Source organism: Luteibacter sp. OK325, from assembly GCF_003050935.1.
Classification (GTDB): Bacteria; Pseudomonadota; Gammaproteobacteria; order Xanthomonadales; family Rhodanobacteraceae; genus Luteibacter.
The window spans coordinates 36,804-59,769 of the sequence record NZ_QAOX01000009.1; the positions used below are offsets into that span (position 1 = coordinate 36,804).

At 64.3% G+C, this 22,966-nt stretch carries 20 protein-coding genes; 8 read left to right on the forward strand and 12 right to left on the reverse strand.

The window, feature by feature from the left end:
* Positions 1-14: 14 nt before the first annotated feature.
* Positions 15-1,229, reverse strand: a complete 1,215-nt coding sequence (bioF, locus tag C8J98_RS17690; RefSeq protein ID WP_107914511.1) for an 8-amino-7-oxononanoate synthase — start codon at positions 1,227-1,229, stop codon at positions 15-17.
* On the reverse strand, positions 1,226-2,233 hold the full coding sequence (gene bioB, locus C8J98_RS17695) for a biotin synthase BioB (protein ID WP_107914512.1): 1,008 nt from the start codon (positions 2,231-2,233) through the stop codon (positions 1,226-1,228). Before bioB ends, bioF begins: the two co-directional genes overlap by 4 nt.
* Positions 2,234-2,649: 416 nt before the next feature.
* On the opposite strand from bioB, the gene C8J98_RS21975 reads away from it, so the two are divergent.
* Genes C8J98_RS21975 through C8J98_RS17710 form a run of 3 tightly spaced genes read left to right on the forward strand, consistent with a single transcriptional unit; the run spans position 2,650 to position 3,904 of the window.
* A complete protein-coding gene (locus C8J98_RS21975; RefSeq protein WP_146171664.1) occupies positions 2,650-2,934 on the forward strand; it encodes a hypothetical protein in 285 nt (94 codons plus the stop codon).
* Between the two features lie 25 nt (positions 2,935-2,959).
* Positions 2,960-3,166, forward strand: a complete 207-nt coding sequence (locus C8J98_RS17705; protein WP_107914514.1) for a hypothetical protein — start codon at positions 2,960-2,962, stop codon at positions 3,164-3,166.
* A 15-nt stretch (positions 3,167-3,181) separates the two neighbouring features.
* Positions 3,182-3,904 (forward strand): ComF family protein, encoded by a 723-nt coding sequence (locus C8J98_RS17710; protein ID WP_107914515.1) that lies wholly within the window; start codon positions 3,182-3,184, stop codon positions 3,902-3,904.
* Here C8J98_RS17710 and C8J98_RS17715 read toward each other — a convergent pair.
* The 10 genes from C8J98_RS17715 to C8J98_RS17755 form a co-directional block, all read right to left on the reverse strand.
* Positions 3,898-5,391: a CehA/McbA family metallohydrolase gene (locus C8J98_RS17715; RefSeq protein WP_199229948.1), complete on the reverse strand. Its 1,494-nt coding sequence runs from the start codon at positions 5,389-5,391 to the stop codon at positions 3,898-3,900. The genes C8J98_RS17710 and C8J98_RS17715 overlap by 7 nt on opposite strands.
* Positions 5,391-7,883 (reverse strand): TonB-dependent receptor, encoded by a 2,493-nt coding sequence (locus C8J98_RS17720; protein ID WP_107914516.1) that lies wholly within the window; start codon positions 7,881-7,883, stop codon positions 5,391-5,393. The genes C8J98_RS17715 and C8J98_RS17720 overlap by 1 nt, the downstream gene beginning before the upstream one ends.
* Positions 7,884-8,018: 135 nt before the next feature.
* Entirely contained in the window at positions 8,019-8,909 is an 891-nt protein-coding gene (ubiA, locus tag C8J98_RS17725; protein ID WP_233260283.1) for a 4-hydroxybenzoate octaprenyltransferase, read from the reverse strand.
* Positions 8,910-9,797: 888 nt separating this feature from the next.
* Complete coding sequence (locus C8J98_RS22110) at positions 9,798-9,959, reverse strand: hypothetical protein (protein ID WP_158272750.1); 162 nt, start codon at positions 9,957-9,959, stop codon at positions 9,798-9,800.
* Between the two features lie 83 nt (positions 9,960-10,042).
* The gene (locus C8J98_RS17730; protein WP_107914518.1) at positions 10,043-11,527 is read right to left on the reverse strand and encodes a mannitol dehydrogenase family protein; all 1,485 of its coding nucleotides are present in this window, start codon (positions 11,525-11,527) and stop codon (positions 10,043-10,045) included.
* A 9-nt stretch (positions 11,528-11,536) separates the two neighbouring features.
* Positions 11,537-12,607: an ABC transporter ATP-binding protein gene (locus tag C8J98_RS17735; RefSeq protein ID WP_107914519.1), complete on the reverse strand. Its 1,071-nt coding sequence runs from the start codon at positions 12,605-12,607 to the stop codon at positions 11,537-11,539.
* A 9-nt stretch (positions 12,608-12,616) separates the two neighbouring features.
* Positions 12,617-13,447, reverse strand: a complete 831-nt coding sequence (locus C8J98_RS17740) for a carbohydrate ABC transporter permease (protein WP_107914520.1) — start codon at positions 13,445-13,447, stop codon at positions 12,617-12,619.
* Between the two features lie 11 nt (positions 13,448-13,458).
* Entirely contained in the window at positions 13,459-14,337 is an 879-nt protein-coding gene (locus C8J98_RS17745) for a sugar ABC transporter permease (protein WP_063571366.1), read from the reverse strand.
* On the reverse strand, positions 14,334-15,701 hold the full coding sequence (locus C8J98_RS17750) for a sugar ABC transporter substrate-binding protein (RefSeq protein WP_107914521.1): 1,368 nt from the start codon (positions 15,699-15,701) through the stop codon (positions 14,334-14,336). The genes C8J98_RS17745 and C8J98_RS17750 overlap by 4 nt, the downstream gene beginning before the upstream one ends.
* Positions 15,702-15,954: 253 nt before the next feature.
* Positions 15,955-16,881 carry an AraC family transcriptional regulator gene (locus tag C8J98_RS17755; protein ID WP_107914522.1) on the reverse strand — a complete coding sequence of 309 codons (927 nt, stop codon included), beginning with the start codon at positions 16,879-16,881 and terminating at the stop codon, positions 15,955-15,957.
* Between the two features lie 47 nt (positions 16,882-16,928).
* On the opposite strand from C8J98_RS17755, the gene C8J98_RS17760 reads away from it, so the two are divergent.
* The 5 genes from C8J98_RS17760 to C8J98_RS17780 all read left to right on the forward strand — a co-directional run bounded on the left by C8J98_RS17760 (position 16,929) and on the right by C8J98_RS17780 (position 22,953).
* The gene (locus C8J98_RS17760) at positions 16,929-17,528 is read left to right on the forward strand and encodes a short chain dehydrogenase (protein WP_107914523.1); all 600 of its coding nucleotides are present in this window, start codon (positions 16,929-16,931) and stop codon (positions 17,526-17,528) included.
* A gap of 158 nt (positions 17,529-17,686) precedes the next feature.
* Complete coding sequence (locus C8J98_RS17765) at positions 17,687-18,499, forward strand: hypothetical protein (protein ID WP_146171665.1); 813 nt, start codon at positions 17,687-17,689, stop codon at positions 18,497-18,499.
* Positions 18,500-18,552: 53 nt separating this feature from the next.
* Positions 18,553-19,287 (forward strand): fimbria/pilus chaperone family protein, encoded by a 735-nt coding sequence (locus tag C8J98_RS17770; RefSeq protein ID WP_107914525.1) that lies wholly within the window; start codon positions 18,553-18,555, stop codon positions 19,285-19,287.
* Positions 19,288-19,300: 13 nt separating this feature from the next.
* Positions 19,301-21,799 (forward strand): fimbria/pilus outer membrane usher protein, encoded by a 2,499-nt coding sequence (locus tag C8J98_RS17775; RefSeq protein WP_107914526.1) that lies wholly within the window; start codon positions 19,301-19,303, stop codon positions 21,797-21,799.
* The gene (locus tag C8J98_RS17780; protein ID WP_107914527.1) at positions 21,796-22,953 is read left to right on the forward strand and encodes a hypothetical protein; all 1,158 of its coding nucleotides are present in this window, start codon (positions 21,796-21,798) and stop codon (positions 22,951-22,953) included. The genes C8J98_RS17775 and C8J98_RS17780 overlap by 4 nt, the downstream gene beginning before the upstream one ends.
* Positions 22,954-22,966 lie beyond the last annotated feature (13 nt).

Below are 22,966 nucleotides of genomic sequence, written 5' to 3' on the forward strand. Positions count from 1 at the left end.
GACGCGGCCGCCCATTATACGGCGGCGTTCCCGGCCGGACCCGGAAGCCGGGAAAGGGCGTCCAGCAGGGCGTCGATCTGCCCGGGCGAGTGCGTCGCGGAGAGGGTGATCCTCAAGCGCGCCGCGCCCTGCGGCACAGTGGGCGGGCGGATCGCGACGACGAGAAACCCAGAAGCTTCCAGGGCGCGCGAGGCGGCCAGGGCGGCTTCTGCCGAGCCGACGAGTAGCGGCTGGATGGCGGTCTGCGAAGGCGTCACGGCCAGGCCAAGCTGCGCGGCACCCGCTCGAAACCGGGCGATATTTGCCGCCAGTCGCTCACGGCGGCCGTCTGTATCGGCCCGCACGAGGCGCAATGATGCGCGGGTCGCTGCCGCCAGCGCGGCCGGCATCGCCGTCGTGTAGATGTAGGGACGCGCGAACTGGACGATGGCCTCGATCAGGGCGGCATCACCCGCCACGAAGGCGCCGGCCGTGCCCAGCGCCTTGCCCAGCGTGCCCATGAGCACCGGCACCTGCTTCGTATCGAGGCCGGCCGCGGCGACACTGCCGGCACCCTGGGGGCCCAGCACGCCCAGTCCGTGAGCATCGTCGACATAAAAGAGGGCGTGGCGCTTCCGGCAGAGCGTCGCCAGCGCCGCCAGGGGCGCGACATCACCGTCCATGCTGAACACGCCGTCGGTGGCGAGCAAGGCTGGGTGGTCAGGCCGCGCATCCAGCTGGCGCGCGGCGGCCTCGGCATCGCCGTGTGGGTAGCGGCGGAGCTCCGCGCCGGCCAGTTGAGCACCGTCGATCAGGCTCGCGTGATTCAGGCGGTCCTGCACGCACAACGCGTCGCCGCGACCCGGCAGGCCGCCCGCACCCAGCAGTGCCTGTAAGGCGCCGAGGTTGGCCATCACGCCCGTAGAGAACAGCACGGCGCGCTGGCGCCCGGTCCAGTCCGCCAGCTCTTCCTCGAGTGCCGCGTGCTCGCCGCGATGACCGGAGACGAGATGAGCTGCGCCCGTGCCGACACCTTCGACGACGGCGGCGCGGGTCAGCGCGGCGACGAGGTCAGGGTGGCGCGCGAGACCGAGATAGTCGTTGCCGCAAAAGTCGACCAGCGCCCGTCCATCGACGAGACGATGGCCATCCGCCGTGACCTCGCAGGTGCGCGCGCGGCGCAGCAGGCCGTCCCGCTCGCGCTGTGCCCGCGCGCCTTCCACGCGGGCACGGAGGTCCGGACGGCTCACGCCGCGTCGGCGCGTTCGACGATGTCCGCGTGGACCGTGCCCGGCTCGATCTCGACTTCCATCGGCTTGAGGCCGAGGCGTTCGAACAGACGGCGATCGTGCTCAACGTCCGGGTTGCCCGTGGTCAGCAGCTTCTCGCCGTAGAAGATCGAGTTGGCGCCCGCGGCGAAGCACAGTGCCTGCAGGGCGTCGTCCATGGTCTCGCGACCGGCGGACAGGCGCACGACAGAGGCGGGCATGGTGATGCGTGCGACGGCGATGCTACGCACGAACTCGAACGGATCCAGCGCCTCGGTGCCGGCCAGCGGCGTGCCGGCGACCTGCACGAGGCGGTTGATCGGCACGGACTCGGGGTGCTCGGGAAGATTCGCCAGCGTGGTCAGCAGGCCGGCGCGCTGTGCGCGGGATTCACCCATGCCGACGATGCCGCCGCAGCAGGTTTTCAGGCCGGCCTGGCGCACGTGGTCGAGCGTGTCGAGGCGATCCTGGAACTCACGCGTATGGATGATCTCGCCGTAGAAGTCCGGCGCGGTATCGAGGTTGTGGTTGTAGAAGTCCAGGCCGGCGGCCTTCAGCGTGTCGGCCTGCGGCTGGGACAGCATGCCCAGCGTCGCGCAGGTCTGCAGGCCGAGGCCTTTCACGGCGGCCACGATCTCGGCCACCTTGACCACGTCACGGTCCTTCGGCGAGCGCCATGCGGCACCCATGCAGAAGCGGCTGGCGCCGGCGTCCTTGGCGGCCTGGGCCCGGGCGAGCACGGCTTCAACGCTCATCAGCTTCTCGGCTTTCACCCCGGTGGAGTAGCGAGCGGCTTGCGGGCAGTAGGCGCAATCCTCAGGACAGCCACCCGTCTTGATCGACAGCAGGGTCGACACCTGGACCGCGTTGGGGTCGTGGTACTGGCGATGTACGGTCTGCGCCTGGAAGAGCAGGTCGTTGAAGGGCAAGGCGAAAAGGTGCTCGACCTCCTCGCGGGACCAGTCGTGGCGGATAGCTGCGGTCATGGTGGGCTCCCGGGGCGAAGGCGCGAAGTGTCGGCGCGGGCGAGCCAAGCTGTCAACTAATTGGTAGCTGCCAAAGTTTACGGGCCAGGGGCCCCTAGGGCTGGACCTTAGACGAACGGACGTAACCGATCGCGCCAAGCGTGCGGCCGCAGCCCTGGAGCACGACACGTGGTTCCGTGCCCAGGTCAATGAAGCGTTGTTGCAAGAAGAGCAGGGCACCGCCACACGGCACAGCGAAGACGACGTGTGGGCTGATGTGATGGAGGCTGCCGGACAGGAGCAAAAAGCTCCCGTGGAAAACGTTGCTCGAGTGATAGCATCCGCGCGAAAGGCCGCGCGAAAGGCCGCGCGAAAGGCCGCGCGAAAGGCCGCGCGAAAGGCCGCGGGACCGCGTGGGCGAAAATAAGGAACGTAGCGTGGCGCTTCTCTTTATGAGCATGGCGAAGAAGGATCTGGTCGACATCGCAAAGTACGCCGTATCCATTGGCCATGATGACGTGGAAAAAGGGCGACGCGAAGATCTACCGCGTTCTTCCATCGGCGAAGATAAGAACCTCCCGCGCCAGAATTGTAAGGGGTCGCCCGAGCGTTACTTCCGCTGCGCAGTAGCTCGCTGTATCAATTCCTCTGCATCGATGGCACCCAAACTTAACGAACGGTCAACGGCACGCCGCCATCCACCGGCGACTGCTTTAGTATGAGACCGTTCCCACAGGAGGGTTGCACATGAGCGATGGACAAGGCAGCGGCGGCAACGTACTCGCCGCAATCTGCAGTTTCTTCATCCCCGGGCTCGGCCAGCTGGTGCAGGGGCGCGTGTTCAAGGCGCTGATCATGTTCGTGCTGGCCGCCGTGCTCTGGGTGATCTGGCTCGGCTGGATCATCCATCTGTGGTCGATTGTCGACGCGGCCATGTTCCGCCGGCGCTACTGATCGATCCGCCGGCGCATGGATGCGTCCCGCTTCACCCGATGGGTCGTCGCGGCTGGCCGGTTCGTCCTGCCACCGCGATGCCTCGTTTGTGCCGATGAGGGCCACGAGGCGCGTGAACTCTGCCGCGCCTGTTACACCGCCCTGCCACGCAACCTCGCCTGCTGCGGGCGTTGCGCCGTCCCACTGCCGTCGCCGGTTCCCGAATGCGACAGGTGCCACGCCGAATCACGGCCCTGGGCCGACCTCTGGGTGCCGTATGAATACGGATGGCCGCTGGATGCGCTCGAAGCACGCTTCAAGTTCGCAGGCAGCCTCGCAGCGGGCCGCGTCCTTTCGGATGCGTGGATAGATGCCGGACCGCCGCCCTCCCTGCCCGAACTGCTCCTGCCCGTGCCCCTGCACCTGAGTCGCCTCCGCTCTCGCGGCTACAACCAGGCGCTCGAACTCGCACGGCCGTTGGCGCGTCGATATCGCATTCCCCTGGCCCACGACGTGCTCTATCGCGCCCGCCGCACCGACGCACAATCCGAACTCGACGCTACCGCACGTCTCGGCAACGTGCGCGGCGCGTTCGCCGTGCGGCGCCTGCCCACGCAGAAGCATGTCGCAATCGTCGACGATGTCATGACCACCGGGGCCACCCTGATCGAGTGCACCAAGGCACTCCTTGCCGTAGGTGTCGAACGGGTGGACGTCTGGGCGCTGGCGCGCACGCCGCTTCCCGGTGGTCGTCAGTGATTGATGTACACGGGATTGCCGAGGATCAGCAGCTTGCCTTCAGGTGAGCGCACATCTACGCGTAACCAGTGTGGCTTGCCGTCGCTGTTCCAGTCGAACGTCTGCTCGCCATTCGACGGGACGACGTCATGCGCCGCAAGATCGATCGGCTTGCCGTTGTCGAGCACGCGCAATCGCTGACCGCCAAGTGCCGCGGTATGCACGACGAAGTGTACGGATGATCCCTCCGCGACAGCCAGCGCGTCGCCCATGTCCGCCGTCTTTGAACCCGCAGCGGCCTGGACATCCAGCGACCGGTCGCGCGAGCCTTCCACGTCGACGAACACATGCCCCGCACGAATACCGTCGAGGATGCCCTCCATCGAGAGGTCCCGCGCATGCACCACCGTCGTCGGCGAGCCGATTCGGCCAGCGAACGTGTCCCGCGGCGCGTCGCTGCCGTCATGACTGTCGCTGCCGCCGATGCCGGCGATACGCAGGCCCGCATCGAGCTGCGCCTCCCAGAACGGAATGCCGCTGTCCGCGCGCTCCGCATCGCCGCCGTTGACCGCCTCGATGGCCTGGAAGCCGTGCATGTCGACGAGGTTATGTGGCGTGAAACCACAGCCCATGCAGGTTTCGTCGTTCGGGCGGCGTGGATGGTTGATCGAGATCACGCCGTGCGCCCTGGCGACATCGGCAAGCAAGGCGTTCCAGTCGGGTACGCCGGCACTGCCCACGCGGAAGTCGATCGGCTGCGAAACCCCGAACAGGTTCGCATGGCCTTCGAAGGTGGTGATCTCGCGCGCCGGGATCATCAGCATGGTGTCGAAGTACGGCTGCAGCTCGCGCATTTCCGACACTTGCGACATGGTGTTGTGTTCGGAGATAGCGATGAACTCGAGACCGCGCTTTGCCGCGCTGGCCACGGTGAGGAACAGCGGGCAGGGCACCTTCTTCGTCCCCGCGGCATTGGGGCATCCACCGTCGCTGTGCGCCGTATGCATGTGCAGGTCGCCGCGATACCAACGGTTATCGGGGTTGAGTGCCGCGGACAAACCATGCTCCGGACCGAAGCCTTCGTCATCGCGCGACAGCCATACCTGCGCCGTATAAGTAGCCGTGGATGCGGGACGGATATTCGGAATGCCCAGCAACAGGCGCCACTTGCCGGGTTCGATCGCACCCGGCAGGAACGACGCCGTGGCATCGGTCGCCGAGACCGTGAAACGACGCTTGCTGCCGCCGCTCCAGCCACGAAACCCATCTTGCCCCGTGAAGCCCGCGGGGCCCAGCAGGCCGATATCGATCGTCGTCTTCTCCTCGCGGCCGGTATACGCAACGTCGATGGTGATCCGTGTCGTGCCCTTTGGTACGTCGAACGGCACTTCGCGATAGGTATGCTGGTCCTTTCCCGACAACGCGCCGCGTAGCACGAGGTCGGGCGCCCGCTCCGCCGCCACGGTGGCGGCGAAGCAGGCGACCAGTAGAGCGATCAGCGCACGCATCAGAAGCGGTACATCACGGCGGCGCGGAACGATCGGCCCAGCAACGGACGTGCGATGAAGGTGTTGGCGCCGGCATCGGAGCTCGCCAGTTCGCCCGCACGCGGATTGCCTTCGGTCAGGCCCAGCGAGTTGAAGATGTTATCCGCGTACAGGTACAGCGACAGTTCCGGTGTGGCGTCGTAACGGGCACTGGCGCCGACCACGTGGTACGAAGGCAGTATCACCGAATTGGCGGTGTCGACGTAGCGCTTGCCTTCGTGCTCGTACGACATCTGCAGGCGGAGCTTCCCTTCCATCAGGTTCACACCCGGCACCACGCGGTAGCTCACCTTCGGCACGCGGATCAGCTGGTTGTCGTCATAGTCGCGCAGCACGGGGCCGTTGTTGACGTTGTCGGTATACGACAGGCCCTTGTATTTCGGATCCTGGAGCGTGGCGTTGAACTGCACGTCGAACCACTTCGTCGGGTAGAGCGTGCCCTCGAGTTCAAGGCCGTACGTCTTGGTGCTGGCGAAGCCGGTTTGTGGCGTGGATGTATTGCCCGCACGGTCGAAGACGTTGTTGGTGAAGCTGACGTTGTCGTACTTCGTGTAGAACGCCGTCGCGTACAGGTCCATGAGGCGGTCACTGAACTTCCAGCCGGTCTCGGCCAGGTCCATCGTCTGCAGCAGCGGCGTGGCCGTCGGGCTGGTGATGTACGTGCTCAGGTTGGGCAGACGGAAGGCCGAGGTCCACCGCGCGAACAGGCCCTGGCGCGGCGAGAACTGCCAGTTGGCGCCGAGTGTCCAGCCGGTCTTGGAGAAGGTCTGGTCGTAGTGGGTGAACTGGCCGTTGCCGGTGAGCACGGTGGCCGCGGCCGGCGAGCCACCGAGGTCCACGGTCTGCTTGCCTTCGGTGTAGCCCTGCACGTTCACTCGCTCATAGCGCAGGCCGCCGTCGATGCGCAACTCCGGCGTGATGGTCCACTCGTCGGAGGCATAGGCCGCGTTGGTGTTCGATTTGCCGCTGGCATGTTCCCACTCGTAGCCGTAACGGTAGACGCCATGGTCCGTCAGTGAGCCGACGACGTTGCCGTTCGGATCCACGCCGACCAGGTCGATCGGGCGCGCGTTGTCGCGCACATCCGTCAATACGGTGGACGAATAGCGGTCGAAGTCCTGCTGGAAATTCGCGTGGTAGTAACCGAAGGTGACGTCGTGCGTCTGCTCGCCGAACTCGAACTGGCGCAGGATGCGCGTGTCGTTGATGAACTCGTTCACCGGCATGGTCACGCCGCGCAGACCGTCGGTGAGGACAAGCCCGTTGCCGTTCTGGTTAGCTGTGTTGAATACTTGGCCCGGATTGTCCACGTAGCGGAACTGCAGCGCGGTCGCGCCGGGGATAAGTGACAGGCGCTTGGTGTCCTGGGTAATGAACGACGACGCGCTCTGCACGGCATTGGGGAACACACCGTTGCGCTGCGTGTCCGTGGTGTCATAACGCATGGATTCGGCCAGCTTCCAGTCGTCGCCGAGGTCGTGGTTGAACTTGAACGACACCTGCGTGCGCTTGACGTGCGTGCCTTCGCTGTTATCGAAGTTGTAGAGACTGCCGTCGCCTTCGCGCATCTGCAGGTGCTCCGTCTCCGGGCCAGCCAGCGTGCCGTAGTTGCCGTTGAATCCCGGCACGGCGCGGATGTCGCCGTTGGCGTTCGTCTGCATCGGGATGCCGAGGTAGAGAGCCACCTTGTCATCCAGGTGCTTCACGTCGAAGCTGATGTCGCCGTTGTCGAGTTTCTTCGACAGCGTGGCGCGCAGCTGACCGCCGTCGTTGGCGCGATAGCCCGGGTTGCGCTGGCCGTCGTCCACGCGCCAGAAGCCGCCGACGCCGAGTTTCCAGCCGCCGCCGATCGGTGTGCCGTACCAGAAGTCCAGGCGGTTCAACGAGTAGTTGCCCACCGTGTACTTGATCAGCCCCTCGGGTGTGTCGCCGACCTGGCGCGGGATGAAGTTGATCGCACCCGCCGGTGCATTCGAGTAAAAGATCGACGATGGACCGCCGCGAACGACTTCGACGCGTTCGATGGTCTCGTCGAGGCGGAAGGCCTGGTCGGCGTTGAGATAGCCCAGCGCGGGATCGTGCTGCACGGGAATGCCGTCTTCGAGCAGGGTGACCGAGCCGTAGCCATCCACCGGGATGCCGCGTGCACGGATGTTGCCCGAGGCCTCGCCGCCGGAGGATTCCACCCAGAAACCGGGGACCGACTTCACCGCCTCGGTGACGCTGGTCGGTGCCTGCATGCGCAGGCGATCTTCGTCGATCGTGGTGATCGAGTAGCTGGTTTCCGCCTTGGTGCGGGTCTCGACGCCCGAGCGGGCGGTGACCACCACGTTGTCGAGGTCGGTCGTTTTCTTCTGCTGCGGTGTGTCGTCCGCCTGGGCGGCAGTGGCGACGAGCAAAGCGGCGGCTAACGCCGCGCGCAGGGCGCGGCAGAGTGGCTTGGTACGCAACATGGGAAAAGCTCCGGGGATGGGGCAACACAACCCGTAGGAACTTATGCGTCACTCATGACGGATCGACTCAACTCGCATGACCGTGCGGTTTCAATCGTGATAAATCGCCATGAAAAGCTCACAGCGTGATGACGGTCACAGAGCCAGGGCAATCACGATGCCGAGCCAGAGCGCCAGGCCCACCCAGTTGTTGTGGCGGAATGCCTGAAGGCAGGCGTCGCGCGCGCGGTCGCGCATCAGCCACTGCTGGTACGCGAACAGGCCAGCCGTGGCGGCGAGGCCGAGCCAGTAAGGCCAGCCCAGCGCCGAGCGCGTACCGACCAGCAACATGGTGAGCAGGAAGGTACCCATGAGGATGCCGATGATGACCAGGTCCGCATCGGCGAAAAGAATCGCGGTGGACTTCGCGCCGGCCTTGATGTCTTCTTCGCGATCGACCATGGCGTATTCGGTGTCGTAGATCACCGACCACAGGATATTGCCGATGAAGAGCAGCCAGGCCACCGGCGGCACGCTGTTGGTCACTGCCGCGAAAGCCATCGGGATGGACCAGCCGAAGGCGGCGCCCAGCACCACCTGCGGCAGATTGGTGTAGCGCTTGCAGAACGGATAGATGGCCGCCAGCGCGGCGCCGCCGAACGACAGCAGGATGGTCAACCGGTTGGTCAGCAGTACCAGCAGGAACGAGAACACAAGGAGCCCGGCGAACACGTACAGCGCCTCGCGCGGCGTGACCCGACCGCTGGCGATTGGCCGTCCCGCCGTGCGCGCCACCTGTGGATCGAGCTTGCGGTCCGCATAGTCGTTGATCGCGCAACCGGCCGAGCGCATGGCGAACACGCCCAGGGTGAAGATGATCAGCGGACCGATCGGCGGGAAATCCTTCGCTGCCAGCCATAACGCCCACCAGGTTGGCCAGAGCAGCAGCAGGGCGCCGATGGGGCGGTCCATGCGGGTGAGCACGAGGTAGGCGTGGATCTTTTCGCGCCGCTCGGGTGGCAGGCCGCGAAGCAGGAAGGTGAGCACACGCTCGGCCGTGGTCGAGGCATCGGCAGGCCGGGCGACCGGCTTCGGTGGCGCGACCTTGCGCGCGGACGGGGGCGCCGTACGCCGCGGCTGGGGCTTCTTGGGTGGGGGACTCATGCCGGGAAGTCTAGCCAAAAAAAGCTGCTTGGCGGATTGCCGAGGCCCGGGCGTTGGGCTTTCAGTCCGGGCATGCTTTCGGACCTCGCACCTCGCACCTCGCACCTCGCACCTCGCACCTCGTGCATGGCTCGCCTTCAGCCTCGCGGGCTCGGCTGCGCCGTCGCTCTTTACACTTGGGCGTCTCGCGGGGGAGACCTTGGCGTCCACCCTCGCTGCTCAGACAGTCCTCCGCGTTCGGTGCGGAAGGCCGCTTCGCGGCCCATGTATCTATCTGGCCTACGGCCGCTCCACTTGTGCGGAACTCGCCTCGAGGGTGGACACCAAGGTCTCTCACGACGATACGGTTGGGTGGGAGGAGAGCCGTGGCGTGGTGCCGTCGTCGGCCCCGGCCGCTTCCGGAACACCGGGGCGATGCGGACGCGGTTACTAGCACCCGGTTGCCCAACACCTTCCTCGCGCCAGTGCCGGCGTGCTGGCTGACGACGATGCTGCCACGCGCTTTGGCTCGACCCACGCGAACCTCAGGGCTCGGGAGAGTCTTCGGTGCCCACCCTCGAGGCGAGTTCCGCACAAGTGGAGCGGCCGTAGGCCAGTGAGAACACGGGCCGCGAAGCGGCCTTCCGCACCGAACGCGGAGGACTGTCTGAGCAGCGAGGGTGGGCGCCGAAGGCTCTGCGCCCCTACGTCACCGAAGGCTCTGCGCCGCTACGTCCGCAATTCCGCGATGAACGCCAATAAAAGGGCGCCTCTCGGCGCCCTGGAAAAACATTACGGTTTCTTGAGCGGCTCGATCGGATCGTCCTCTTCGAGCGGTTCGGGGTCCGCACCGTACTCGTCCTTGTAGCTGCCAGGCTTGCCGATCTCGCCATCCGGGCGGTTCTTGCCGGGCTCGGCGAAGGGTGGTTGCGGATTGCTGGGGTTGTAAGGCATCGGTGCGTACTCCACAGGACTACGGGGAAGGCATCCAACGTAGGTTCGGGGCAGTGAAATGCCTGCGACGATACCGTTACCCTTTAGTCGACGAGGGAATCGAGGTTCTCCAGCGTCGCGCGCACGCCCCTCTTTTCCAGAGACGTTACATAGATGTCGTACTGGTTGCGGAAGCGCTTGTCCCTGGCGGGGAGCGGGCCGACCAGCTCCACGCTTTCGACAAGGGTGTCCCTGGAGCCGCTGTCGATGAGCGGCTGGACCAGTCGCATGGCGTTAGGCTCCCTCAACGGATAGGCCTCGCCGTTATCGTCCTTGCCCACCCGCACATAGCGGTCGAAAGCAGCGAGAAGGAAGGCCAGGCGTCGCGCATCCTTGCCGTTCTCCAGGCAGGCGGTGATGGTCGGTCCGAGGAAGCCGGGGATTTTCGAGCCGCCGTCCAGGCAGAGGCGGTCGAGTTGGTCCGCGATGGATGCATTACTGAAACGATCGAGCAGCTTCTTTTTATAGGGCTCCAGGTCCATGCCGGGCAGCGACTTCAGCCAGACGCCGGCGTCCTCATTGAGGAAGTCGGTGAGGTAGCTGTTGAACAGCGGATCCCTCACCGCCACGTCGACCTGGCGATGCCCGGACAGGAACGCCGGGTACGACAGCATCTGATGCGATCCATTGAGCAAACGGATCTTCGCGTCTTCGTACGGCGAGACGTCGTCGACAATCTGTACACCGTGCCGTTCCCACGCCGGGCGGCCCTGGCGAAACCTGTCTTCCAGCACCCACTGGATGAAATCCTCGCAGACCACGGGCGCCTTGTCGTCCAGACCGGTGGCGGCGTTGAGTTGATCGCGCACCTCGGGCGTGGTCGCCGGCGTGATGCGGTCGACCATGCCGTTGGGGAAGTCGACCTCTTTGTCGATCCACGCTGCAAGTTCCTTCGATCGCGCAGCAGCGAACGCCAGCACCGCCCGCTTCGCCTGCGACCCGTTGTGACGAAGGTTGTCGCAGGACATGACGGTGAATGGCGCGACGCCGGCCTTGCGGCGTACCTCGAGCGCACCGACGATGAAACCGAAGACACCGCTGGGCGCGTCGGGATATTTCAGGTCGTGGGCCACCGTTTCGTCGTCGAGACGGAACGTACCGTGTTCATCGATGAGGTAGCCGCCTTCCGTAATCGTCAGCGAGACGATGCGAATGGAAGGATCCGCAAGCCGCTTGAGCACGGCATCACCGTCGTCAGGTGCGTACAGGTAATCGACCATCGCGCCGACGACATGGGTTCTCCGCGCGCCGCGTGGATCGAACTCACTGACTGAATACAGGCCGCCTTGTGCCTTGAGCGCATCTGCCAGCGGACGGTCGTGTTCGAGCAGGTTGATGCCGAGGATGCCCCATTCGTGCATGTCCGCATCGGCCAGGACGTGATTGGTATAGATGGCCAGGTGCGCGCGGTGAAAGGCGCCGACGCCGATGTGCGCGATGCCGGCGGTGACCTTCATGCGATCGAAGGGCGGTGCATCGACACCTTGGGGAAGGCGGTCGAGCGTTTCGTTGCCGAGGGGGACGGGCATGAGGCGGTCTCAGGGGTGATGAATGGCGGCGCCGGAGGCGTCGAAGACGTGGGCGTGCGTGAGGTCGAGGCGGATGCAGATGTCGCGGCCCGCACGCCTCTCGAAATCGCCGTCGGCTCGCACGGTGATCGAACCCACCTGCGGCACATCCACATAGGCGTACGTCTCGCTCCCGAGGCGCTCGACCACCGAAAGCTTGCCACTGACCGTCTCGCCGGTGCCGTCGCCGTCGCATACACGAAGATGCTCGGGCCGGATGCCGACGGTGACCTTGCCGTTCAACTGGCTGGCACCGGGAATGCTCACGCTGTTGCCATTGCCCAGCTTCACGCTGCCGCCTTCGACCGTCGCCTCGAAGAAGTTCATCTGCGGCATGCCGAGGAAGCCGGCGACGAACTTGTTGACCGGTCGGTGGTACAGCTCCATCGGCTTGCCAAGTTGCTCGATGCGGCCTTCGTTGAAGATGGCGATACGATCGGCCAAAGTCATCGCTTCGACCTGGTCGTGCGTTACGTAGATCATGGTCGCGTTGAGCTCCTGGTGCAGCCGCGCTATTTCCAGTCGCGTCGCCGCACGCAGTGCGGCATCGAGGTTGGAAAGCGGCTCATCGAACAGGAAGACGCGCGGTTCGCGCGTGATCGCACGGCCGATCGCCACGCGCTGGCGCTGGCCACCGGACAGCGCCGACGGCTTTCGATCGAGGTAGGGTTCCAGCGCGAGGATCTTCGTCGCCCGGCCGAGCTTCTCATCGATCGCACGCTGGTCCATCTTCGCCAGTCGCAGTGCGAACGACATGTTTTCGCGTACGGTCATGTGCGGGTATAGCGCGTAACTCTGGAACACCATGGCGAGATCGCGCTTATCCACCGCGCGGTCGGTGATGTCGTCCTTGTCGAGAAGAATCTGCCCCTCGTCGGCCTCTTCAAGGCCGGCGATCAGGCGCAGCGTGGTGGACTTGCCGCAGCCGGAAGGCCCCAGGAACACGCAGAACTCGCGGTCCTCGACGACCAGGTCGATGCCCTTGATGACATCGACTCCCTCGAACGACTTGCGCAGTGAACGGATTTCCAGGCGGGACATGAGTGACTCCTATTTGACTGCGCCGAAGGTGAGGCCGCGAACGAGCTGGCGCTGCGACAGCCAGCCGAGCACCAGGATTGGTGCGCAGGCCAGGGTCGACACGGCGGACAACTTCGCCCAGAACAGCCCCTCGGGACTGGAGAACGAGGCCACCAGCGCGGTCAGGGGCGCGGCGCTGGCGGTGGTGAGGTTGAGCGACCAGAAGGCCTCGTTCCACGACAGGATCAGGCAGAGCAGCGCCGTGGAGGCGAGGCCGCCGCGGCTCACCGGAATCAGCACGCGGAACATCGTCTGGCCCGTGCTGGCGCCATCCATCCGTGCCGCTTCGAGGATGTCGTAAGGGATGTCGCGGAAGTAGGTGTAGATCATCCAGACCATGATCGGCAGGTTGATCAGGGCGAAGATGATGATCAGCGCTGTCTTCGAGTCGAGCATGTTGAGGTCGCGGCAGATCAGGTAGATCGGTACCAGCACGCCCACGCTCGGCAGCATCTTGGTGGAGAGCATCCACAGGAGGACGTTCTTGGTCTTCAGCGTGGGGTGATAGGCGAAGGCATAGGCCGCCGGCACCGCGACGATCATGCCAAGTATGGTCGCGCCACCTGCGGTGACGATGGAGTTCCACGCGTAGTGCAGATAGTTGGCGCGAGCGAGGATCTGCTCGTAGTTCTCCAGCGTGGGCGCGAAGAAGAAGTGCGGCGGCATGCTGAAGGCGTCGAGTTCGGACTTGAAGCTGGTCAGCAGCATCCAGAGGATGGGAAAGAAGACGATAAGCGCGACGATCCATGAACCGACGATGCGGATCGTGCGGGCGGTCTGATTGTGTTTGCGCCTGGTCATGTCGTTATTCCTCAGGTCTTCTCTGTCAGCGACTTGCCGATCAGGCGGATGAGGAACACCGCCATGATGTTGGCGAGTACCACGGCCACCAGGCCGCCGGCCGACGCCGCGCCCACGTCGAACTCGAGCAGGGCCTGCGTATAGACCAGGTAGGGAACGTTGGTCGTCGCGTCGCCCGGGCCGCCGTTCGTCGTCACGAAGATTTCCGCGAAGATGTTGAGCAGGAAGATCGCCTCGACCATCACGACCACGGCGATGGGGCGTGCGAGATGCGGCAGGGTGAGGTAGCGGAAGATCGCGAAGCCTCTCGCGCCATCCATGCGGGCGGCTTCCATCTGCTCTCGATCGAGCGACTGCAGCGCGGTGACGAAGATAAGGATGGCGAAGGGCAACCACTCCCACGACACTACCGTGATGATGGAGAACAGCGGCCAGTCGGCGAACCAGTTCACCGGCGTGGCCCCGAACAGCTTCCATACCCAGGCGAGGAAGCCCGAGACGGGATTCATGAGCAGATTCTTCCATACCAGCGCGGCGACGGTGGGCATGATGAAGAACGGCGAGATCAGCAGCATCCGCACGATGCCCTGGCCGGGGAAGGTTTCGTCCACCAGCACGCTGATCAGCACGCCACCCACGACGGTGACCACCAGCACGCTACCGACCAGGATGATGGTGTTGAGGATCGAGGTCCAGAAACTCGGGTACGTGAAGAAGTAGGCGAAATTCTCCAGCCCGACGAAGGCCGACTTACCGGGGTAGAGCAGGTTGTAGTACTGGGTGGAGAAGTACAACGTCATCGCCAGCGGGACAATCATCCATACCAGCAGCATGATGATCGCGGGCTGGGCGAGCAGCCGCTCCGGGCGTTTGCGGATACGCGCGCTCATTTCGGCGGCTCCTTCGAGATGACCGGTTTCTGGTCGTAGTAACCCGCACGTTTCATGGTGCGGCTGACGGCGGCATCGGCGGTATGCAGTAGCTGGTCCACGTTGCCGCGGCCGGCCAGTGCACCGGCGATCTCGCGGCCGACCAGGGTGGCGACCGCCTGGAACTCCGGAATCGAAACGATCTGGATGCCCTTGTACGGCACCGGTTTGAGCGTCGGATGCGACGGGTCGACGGCCTTGAGCGAGTCGTAAGTGACCTTGGCGAACGGCGCGGCGGTCATGTACGCCGCGTTCGCATAAGTCGACTCGCGCGTGCCGGGCGGTGTGGCCTGCGCACCGTACTTATCGGCGACCATCTTCAGGTACGGCTTGGACGTGGCCCAGAGGATGAACTGCCGCGCCGCATCCGGCTGCCGGGTGCTGTCCGGGATAGCCAGCGACCAGACCCACAACCACGACGAGCCGCGATCGGTCACTTCATGCGGCGAGCGTGCAAAGCCGACGTTGCCGACGACCTTGCTTTCCTTCGGGTCGGTGACGGTACCGCCGCCGACGCTGGCATCGACCCACATGGCGCACTTGCCCGAGGCGAACAGCGCGAGGTTCTCGTTGAAGCCGTTGTCCGAGGGGCCGGGCGGGCCGTAGTTCTTCAGCAGGTCCACATAGAAGTTGACGGCCTTATGCCATTCCGGCGTGTCGATCTGCGGGTGCCACTGTTCGTCGAACCAGCGTCCGCCGTAACTGTTGACGACGGTGCCAAGCAGGGCCATGTTCTCGCCCCAGCCTGCCTTGCCGCGCAGACAGATGCCATACACGCCATGGTCGGGATCGTGGAGCTTCTGAGCGAAGCCACGAATCTGGTCCCAGGTGGGTTCGGCGGGCATGGTCAGGTTTGCCTTGGCGAACAAGTCGGTGCGGAAGTAGGTGATGCTGGCTTCGGCGTAGAACGGCACGGCGTAGAGATGGTCGTCCACCGTCAGTTGTTCGCGCACGTTCTTGAAGATGTCGTTGGTGTCGTAGTCGGCGGGCAGGTTGTCCAGCGGCTTGAGCCACTTCTGTGCGCCCCATAGCGGCGCCTCGTAAGCACCGATGGTGATGACGTCGAACTGGCCGCCATGCGTGGCGATGTCCGTGGTCAGGCGTTGCCGCAAGGTGTTCTCTTCGAGCACCACCCAGTTCAGGTGCACGCCCGGATGGGTCTTCTCGTACTCGGACGAGAGCGCCTGCATGCGCACCATGTCCGCGTTATTCACCGTGCCGATGGTGAGCGTGGTGTCGGCATATGCAACGCCGGCCGTTCCCAGCAACGTAGCGAACAGGACGGAGGCGATACCCTTTCCAAGGCCGTTCCGGTAATCGCTCATCATGCCTCCCTTTGCGGCGAACCGAATGGATGACCGTTTATAGGTTCAAGGGCACTACGACCACCAATACGTGTCTCGTCGTTTTCCGGTGAAGATGCGTACTTTTTTGCAGAATCGGGCATCGCGTGGCTTCAGAAACACCCGCCATATAGCCACGAATGCTGCTATGCAGCACACAAGGCATTAAGCAATAAAGTACGTAAGAAGCCGTTCGATAAGAGATCCAGCACGCGTCTGGTGACGCGTCGCGGCATTACAGATCGGCGGCGGGTTGCCGGTGACGCATCCGATATTCGCGCGGCGTCATGCCGGTCAGGGCAAGAAAGCGGCGATTGAAGTTCGACAGGTTGCTGAAGCCGACCTCGTAGCAGATGTCTGTAATGGACCCCGTCGAAGCCACCAGTTTTTCGCACGCGCGTTGCACGCGTATCTGGTTGACATAGTCGATGAAGCGATAACCGGTGTGCTGGTGGAAGAAGCGCGAGAATGCGGTTTCAGACATGGCCAGTCGGTCCGCCACCGTCTTCAACGACACATCGCCGGCATGGTGGCGGTCGATGAAGGTCACCGCACGATGCAACTTCATCGACTGACTGGGATCGGCCGACGCCTGGAATGGGCGGCTGCTCAGAGGGCGCCGGGTGGGGTCTTCGGCGAGCGCCTCGATCATCTCGAAGAAGCTCGCCACGCGGCGCAAGCCTGGGTTTTCCGCAACGCGGCGGAAGTAGGGCTCAAGCTGCCTGCCGAGATCCGGCGCGAACTCGATGCCGTAACGCGCTTCCTCGAGCAACAAGGACTTCACGTGTCGGGCCAGCGGAAAGAACTCGATGCAGCGGCGCACGAAGGCTTCGGAGAACAGGATCACGCGATCGCGCAAGGCCGCCGGCTCGCAGCTCGTGTCAGTCACCCAGTTGTGCGGCACGTTGGGGCCCGTCAGCATCAGGGTGTACGGCGCGAAGCGGCCTTCGTAGTCGCCCACATAGGCGGTACCCTCGGTCGCGACGATCAGGTGAAGCTCGTAGGCTGGGTGGTAATGCCAACGGATCAGCCGGCTGCGTGAGCCATGGTCGAGGTAGTGGATCGAGGGTTCGTCGGACAGGCCCAGAACATCCTGCTCACGGCCGAGCGCCGAGGTATCGGCCATGGGCGGCGGCAGCGAAAGGGCGGCACGACGGTTCATGCGTCCGAGCGTACTCTTTCCGGTTATCAATCACCAAGGAGGCGGATATGAAGGTCCTGATCGTGGGCGCCAACGGTACCCTGGGCAAGGCGGTCGCGGCGGAGCTGGGCGCGCGGCATAACGTTGTCGGGGCGAGTCGCTCCAGTGGTGATGTCCATGTGGACCTTCGCGACGCGGCGAGCGTCGAGACGATGTTTCGCGAACTGGGGCAGGTCGACGCCGTGATCTGCGCAGCAGGCAAGGTTCCCTTTGCACCGCTGGCCGAGCTGAACGAGGCGAAGTATCTGGAGGGGCTGCAGGACAAACTGCTCGGCCAGATCCGGCTGGTCAGCGCTGGTACGCCACATGTGCGCGATGGTGGTTCGTTCACCCTGATCACGGGCATTCTCACCGAGCAGCCGATCCTCTCCGGCGCCGTGGCGAGCACCGTCAACGGCGCCGTCGAAGCCTTCGTGCGCGCCGCGGCCATCGAACTGCCGCGCGGCATCCGCATCAATGTCGTCAGCCCGACCGTACTGACCGAAGCGATGCACGCCTACGCGCCTTACTTCCGTGGCTTCGAGCCGGTGAGCGCCGCACGCGCGGCGATGGCGTTCGCGCGTTCGGTCGAGGGTCGCCAAACCGGCCAGGTCTACAAAATCTGGTAGATCCGTGATTTCTGTAGGAGCCGATTCATCGGCGATGGGTGCTCGCGGACACCGTAAGGAATCGCCGATAAATCGGCTCCCACAGATGAATCGGCTCCCACAGATAAATGGGCTCCCACAGAAAGTTCAAACCTGCCGAGTGAAATAGGAGTGATCCTATGTCGGCACCGTCGCGCCATCGATACGATGGCCGACCTCTTAAGACGCCTTCCGGTCGCAACACGTTTGCAATCGGCGGTTACGCGTCGCGCAGCCATGTCGCATCCCATCGGCGCGCAGGAGTTTTACGGCCACAACGGCCATTTAAGGAGAAATACCAGATGCGTCATCTCGCCTTGTACTCCGGCGTCACGCTTGCGCTGTTGGTCCCCCTGGCCGCCACCGCGGAAGATACAGCCAGCCTCAAGGTGACCGGCACGATCTCGCCGGCATCGTGCAGCGTATCGCTGGTCGGTGTCCCCGAAGAGGGTGTGAAGCTTCAGTCGGTGAAGCTTGCTGACTTCACGCCCGGACAGGACCTGGTTCTCGAAGAAAGGAACGCGTCGCTGGCGATCGACTGCCAGGGTGCCGCTGCGAAATTCTGGCTGAAAGCCAGCGACGCCAATGGCGATCAGGGGGCGTCGGAGTCGGGCCCGTCGCACTACAGTCTTGGCTTCAACGAGCAGGGCAGGAAGGCGAACGGTTACTTCGCGCTTAGCATCGACGCCGCTTCCATGGTCTCCAATACGTTTGTCCTGAAGTCGACGGACGGTGGTCTTGGAGAAGCTTGGGCGACGCCCGTCACCGGCCGGGTCGGGTTCGACAAGGACGGCGAGGCATTCGCTTTCGCCGCCGACGCGGACGCAACGGAGCCGGCGGCCCTGTCGACGTTGAATGTGCCGTTGAAGATCAATGCGGTTCTGGCCAAGGACCCGGTCGTTAATGACGAAGTCGAACTCGCCGGTCAGGCGACGATCGAGATTTTCTACTAAGCAACGGTGCCCCCTGTGTGTGCCGCACCGGGGGCCTGAGCGGGAGCTTTTGCATGTCGAAGAGCGGTGTTCTGTGTGTGCGTGCCAGGCGTGTCCTGTTCGCCGTGGCATTGGTTGGCGTGTTGCCTGCGATGCCGGCCCTTGCTGACGGCATGTTGCCGGAAACCTCAGTAGTGATCGTGTACGAGGAGAAGGGAGAGGCACAGGTAAATGTACGTAACAGCGATGCGCGACCTTCCCTTCTGCACGTGACGCTGCAAGGCATCCCGGAAGATACCGAGCCGCTGTTGTTCGTCACGCCACCGGTGTCGCGCGTCGAGCCGGGTGAGAACCAGGTGGTTAGATTCATCCTGCGCAACGCGGTTCCACTGAAGACGCAGCGCCTGAAGCGCGTGATCTTCGAAGGCATTCCGCCGAAGAACAAGCTTGAGCCGGGGCGCGCGACCGTCGCTGTCAATATCAGGCAGAACCTTCCTGTCATTGTCCATCCGAAGGGTCTGCCGCTCAACCGCGAGCCGTGGAAGGGCCTGACATGGTCGATCACGAACGGCGAGTTGACCGTTCACAACGATACGCCCTACGTCGTGCGAATGGGTCAGGAGGTCCACCTGCTGCCGATGATGGCTTCCGTGAAGATTCCCGCCGCTTATCTGCTTCCCGGAGCCTTCCACTCCATAGCGGTTCCGGAGTCTGCCAGGTCCGCCGCGTCGGTACGTATTTACCCCGCCACCGTCTATGGCTTCGCCGTGGACGCCTATGACGCCGCATTGAGTTCCATTGCGCGTTGAGCCGAGGCCGGCCGTGCGTTTGCGCATGCCCGCCCGCCGACTACGCGGCGCGCGTCTGCGTCTGGCACTGTTTCCATTGGCGTGCGCCCTGGATATGCCCGAGGCTTCAGCCAACGACCTCGACGAACGGGATACGTCGTCGACCTCTCCTTCTGTCGTCGGTGCTCGCCGGGTCGAGTTCGATCCGGATATGTTGAAGTCGCGCGGTATCGATCCGAAGCTGGCCGAATACTTTCGCGAGGCTCCCCGGTTCACCGTTGGGCACCACGTCGTGTCGTTGAGGGTCAACGGCCGATCGACAGGGCGGGCCACTGCACGATTCGACGAGCACGGTTCGCTCTGTATCGAGCGGGCCTTGCTGGATGTTGCGAAAGTAGTGATTCCAGCGACGCACGCAGCTGCCGGGGATGCCTCCGAAGTGTCCTCGTGTGTCGATCTAAGGTCGGTCATGCCTCGTGCGTCCATCGAACTCGATCCAGCCCGAGGCCAGGTCTCCTTGCTGGTACCTACTGACGCGCTGCGGCGGCCGAAGCAGGATGTGTCGGCTTACTCGCGCGGTGGAACGGCCGCCCTTCTCAACTACGAGGTCATCGGCTTGAATAGCTGGGGGGAGGGGCGACGAAGTCGCTACGCGTCGGCCAACACGGAAGTCGGATTCAATACGGGCGATTGGATCATCCGTAGTCGCGGCGTCGCCAGCGCAACTGATGGTCGTCTTCGTTCGGAGGTCCTTGACACCTTCGCGCAACGGTCGTTTTCCGACCGCCGCGCCGTGGTCCAGCTCGGCGAGATCAACGTGGTCAACCCTGCGCTGGCCGGAGCACAGGTGACCGGGATGCAGCTCATGAGCGAGCAAGCGCTTGCCATGCAAGGGGGCGATTCCGCCGTGGAGGGTGTTGCCCCGAGCCAGGCACGCGTCGAGGTTCGCCAGGATGGGGTGTTGGTTTACTCGACCGTGGTGCCGGCCGGGCCGTTCGTCCTGAACAATATTCCGCGCGTCAACCGGCGTGCCAATCTGGATGTGACTGTCGTGGGAAACGGGGGTGAGGTGCAACGCTTTGTCGTGACCCCGGTCATGGCCGGCCCTGTCGCACCTTCCGTCGGGTATTCCCTCGCCGTGGGCAAGGCACGGAACACCGGGCGTGCGGACTCGCCATGGTTGATCAGTGGTGGGTGGAGCGGCCCCATGCGTCGCAGTGTCATCGTTAGCGGCGGCGCCATGCTGTCCTCGGATTACCACGCGATCGGTGTCGGCGTCGGCACACAGCTGGGGGCCAACACGCAGCTACAACTCGACGCGACCGGCTCACGCGCTGTCCGCGAGGATGTGTCGGGCTTGCAGGCGACCCTGACGCTGTCGCATCGACTGAGCGAGCACTGGTCGTTCGCGCTGTCCGATCTGCGCCAGAGCCCAGGCTACCGCCAGCTGCTGGATACCTCGGGCAACAACGCCATCGATGCGCGCCGCACGCGCTATCGTGATCAGTCATCAGCTTCGCTGTCGTGGTCAGCCCCCGGGTTCGGCAACCTCAGTGCGGGTTTCTCGCGTACCGTCCTGTTCCAAGGCGCTGCGACGCGACGAGCGCTTGCGTCGTGGGGAACCCGCTTCGGGCGCGCGTCCGTCTCGCTCTCCGCGGAGTGGATGCTGAGTCGGGTGCGTCGTGGGGCGAATAACAGCATCTACCTCAACGTTAGCGTGCCATTGGGCGAAAGCCGGCGTCTTGGCGCGACCGTGCGCCGGTATGCCGGGGAAAGCCGCTATGGAGCGAGTTTCTCGGAACAGGTCAACGAGTTTGCATCGTACCGCGCAGGAGTCGAATACCGACCGGATGGCAGGCGTCGTAGCCTTACGACGGCTGCGTCGGTACTCCCTCGTTACTTTCAGCTTGATGCAAGCTATACGCGAGACACGCGCAACAGCAACTACAGCCTTGGCCTGCGTGGGGGGCTGGTGCTTCACGAGCAAGGTCTCACGGCGTCACCGTACGCCGTGCGCGACACGTTCGGCGTGTTGTCGGTGGGCGACGCCGCAGGCATTCGCATCGCCACGCCCAGTGGCCCCGTTTGGACAGACTCGCGAGGTTACGCGGTCCTTCCGCAGCTCAGCCCCTACGGCAAGAGTAGTATCGAGGTCGCTACGGACTCCCTCCCGAAGAACATCGATATCCACAACGGCGCTACGGTGGTCGAGGCGGCCCGCGGCGCGGTGGCCCGACTCGATTTCGCGGTGAAGAAGACTCGTCGTGTGCTCGTCCTTGCACGGACGCCCGACGCGCGCGTGTTGCCATTCGGTGCAACCGTGACCGACGAGCACGGTGAACTGGTCGGCGTCGTGCAGGGCGATGGCGAGATCTTCGTGCCCAATGCACTGGCAACACCGCGGCTGCGGGTCAGTGACGTCGGCGCGGCGGACTGCGAGTTGGTCATCGACCCGGATGAATCTGCCGAACCAGGCGTCTATTACGAATCCGCGGAGGCGGTGTGCCGTCCTGTCGAGGATCGCGCTCGATGAAGTTCCTTGCTTGCCTCTGTATATGGCTCGTCACTTCACTCATGGCCACCACGGTGGGCGCGACGGACAGCAGCTGCGAAGTGACGCTGAATGCGCCGCAAGTCGACTACGGCCGGTTGAGCCGGACGACGCTTCCCCTCGATGGCAATGGCCTGCTCGAGCTGCCGATGCGTACCGTAGGCATGCACATTCGCTGCCCGGAACCACGGGGAATGACCACGTACTTCCGCGGCATGCCCGCTGGACCGGGTCGATTCCGCTTCACCGACGATGGTCATTTCTCCCTGCGCCTGCGCGACGGATTCCTGGATGGCGTCCCTGTCGAAGTGGGGCAGGTCGATCGCGATGGCGGCACGCCGCGCCAGACAGGTGCCTCGCAGCCGTGGATACCCGGCCAGGGGCTGTCACCGGTGAAGAACGGCGCGACGGCTGTGGGTCGCGAGTTCAGCGCGCAGATCGATATCGAGACTCGCGTGGACGAACGCGCGCTCACCGTCAGCGACGTAACCCGATGGATGGTGGGCGGTGCAGTCGAAACCGACGGCGCGCGAGCTATGCGAGAACTGACACTGCAAGCCGATGTACAGCCGGGTATTTGCAGTGTGTCGGTACTGCGCCACGTGTCGTTTGGCCGACTCCGCGCCACCGATCTCGATCGCCAAGGCGCCTCCACGCGACTCCCGATGGTCCGCAACGGAGAGCTTCAGGTGCGGTGCGACGCACCCACGCCATTCGCCTTCCGAGTGACACGCGATGAGCGCGCGGGTACGGCCGTCGCCCCCGTAGCGCTGGGCACCAGCCCCAAGAATGGACAACTGTTCGGGTTGGGCAAGACTCCGGCCGGCGAGGACATCGGTTCCTACGTACTGCACTGGAGCGCCGTGGCGACTTCCGAGCGCGGCGGGTTGCTCGCGACGCGGTCGGTCGACGGCGGACGATCCTGGGTTGCGATGGGCAGTGCCGTGGCGGCAGATCGCGCGAACGCGGAGCGGGTCGGATATGCCCTCGCCGCCGACGGGGCGACGGGCCCAACTGCCGTGAAAGCACTCAGCGTAACCCTCGATGCGGCGATCTTCATCGCACCACGGCATCTGTTGTCGATCAACGAAGAGATTGTCGCCGACGGCCTCGTGACCTTCGAGATCATCTACTGACTGCGGAACAACC

Excerpts from the sequence above, each read along its gene's own strand:
- C8J98_RS17710 (WP_107914515.1), top strand. The coding sequence starts at position 3,182 with ATGGATGCGTCCCGCTTCACCCGATGGGTCGTCGCGGCTGGCCGGTTC.
- C8J98_RS17770 (WP_107914525.1), top strand. The coding sequence starts at position 18,553 with ATGTCGAAGAGCGGTGTTCTGTGTGTGCGTGCCAGGCGTGTCCTGTTC.
- C8J98_RS17765 (WP_146171665.1), top strand. The coding sequence starts at position 17,687 with ATGTCGGCACCGTCGCGCCATCGATACGATGGCCGACCTCTTAAGACG.
- bioB (WP_107914512.1), bottom strand. The coding sequence starts at position 2,233 with ATGACCGCAGCTATCCGCCACGACTGGTCCCGCGAGGAGGTCGAGCAC.
- C8J98_RS22110 (WP_158272750.1), bottom strand. The coding sequence starts at position 9,959 with ATGCCTTACAACCCCAGCAATCCGCAACCACCCTTCGCCGAGCCCGGC.
- C8J98_RS17730 (WP_107914518.1), bottom strand. The coding sequence starts at position 11,527 with ATGCCCGTCCCCCTCGGCAACGAAACGCTCGACCGCCTTCCCCAAGGT.
- C8J98_RS17720 (WP_107914516.1), bottom strand. The coding sequence starts at position 7,883 with ATGTTGCGTACCAAGCCACTCTGCCGCGCCCTGCGCGCGGCGTTAGCC.
- C8J98_RS17735 (WP_107914519.1), bottom strand. The coding sequence starts at position 12,607 with ATGTCCCGCCTGGAAATCCGTTCACTGCGCAAGTCGTTCGAGGGAGTC.
- C8J98_RS17745 (WP_063571366.1), bottom strand. The coding sequence starts at position 14,337 with ATGAGCGCGCGTATCCGCAAACGCCCGGAGCGGCTGCTCGCCCAGCCC.
- C8J98_RS17780 (WP_107914527.1), top strand. The coding sequence starts at position 21,796 with ATGAAGTTCCTTGCTTGCCTCTGTATATGGCTCGTCACTTCACTCATG.
- C8J98_RS17715 (WP_199229948.1), bottom strand. The coding sequence starts at position 5,391 with ATGCGTGCGCTGATCGCTCTACTGGTCGCCTGCTTCGCCGCCACCGTG.
- C8J98_RS17740 (WP_107914520.1), bottom strand. The coding sequence starts at position 13,447 with ATGACCAGGCGCAAACACAATCAGACCGCCCGCACGATCCGCATCGTC.
- C8J98_RS17750 (WP_107914521.1), bottom strand. The coding sequence starts at position 15,701 with ATGAGCGATTACCGGAACGGCCTTGGAAAGGGTATCGCCTCCGTCCTG.
- C8J98_RS17755 (WP_107914522.1), bottom strand. The coding sequence starts at position 16,881 with ATGAACCGTCGTGCCGCCCTTTCGCTGCCGCCGCCCATGGCCGATACC.
- C8J98_RS17760 (WP_107914523.1), top strand. The coding sequence starts at position 16,929 with ATGAAGGTCCTGATCGTGGGCGCCAACGGTACCCTGGGCAAGGCGGTC.
- C8J98_RS17705 (WP_107914514.1), top strand. The coding sequence starts at position 2,960 with ATGAGCGATGGACAAGGCAGCGGCGGCAACGTACTCGCCGCAATCTGC.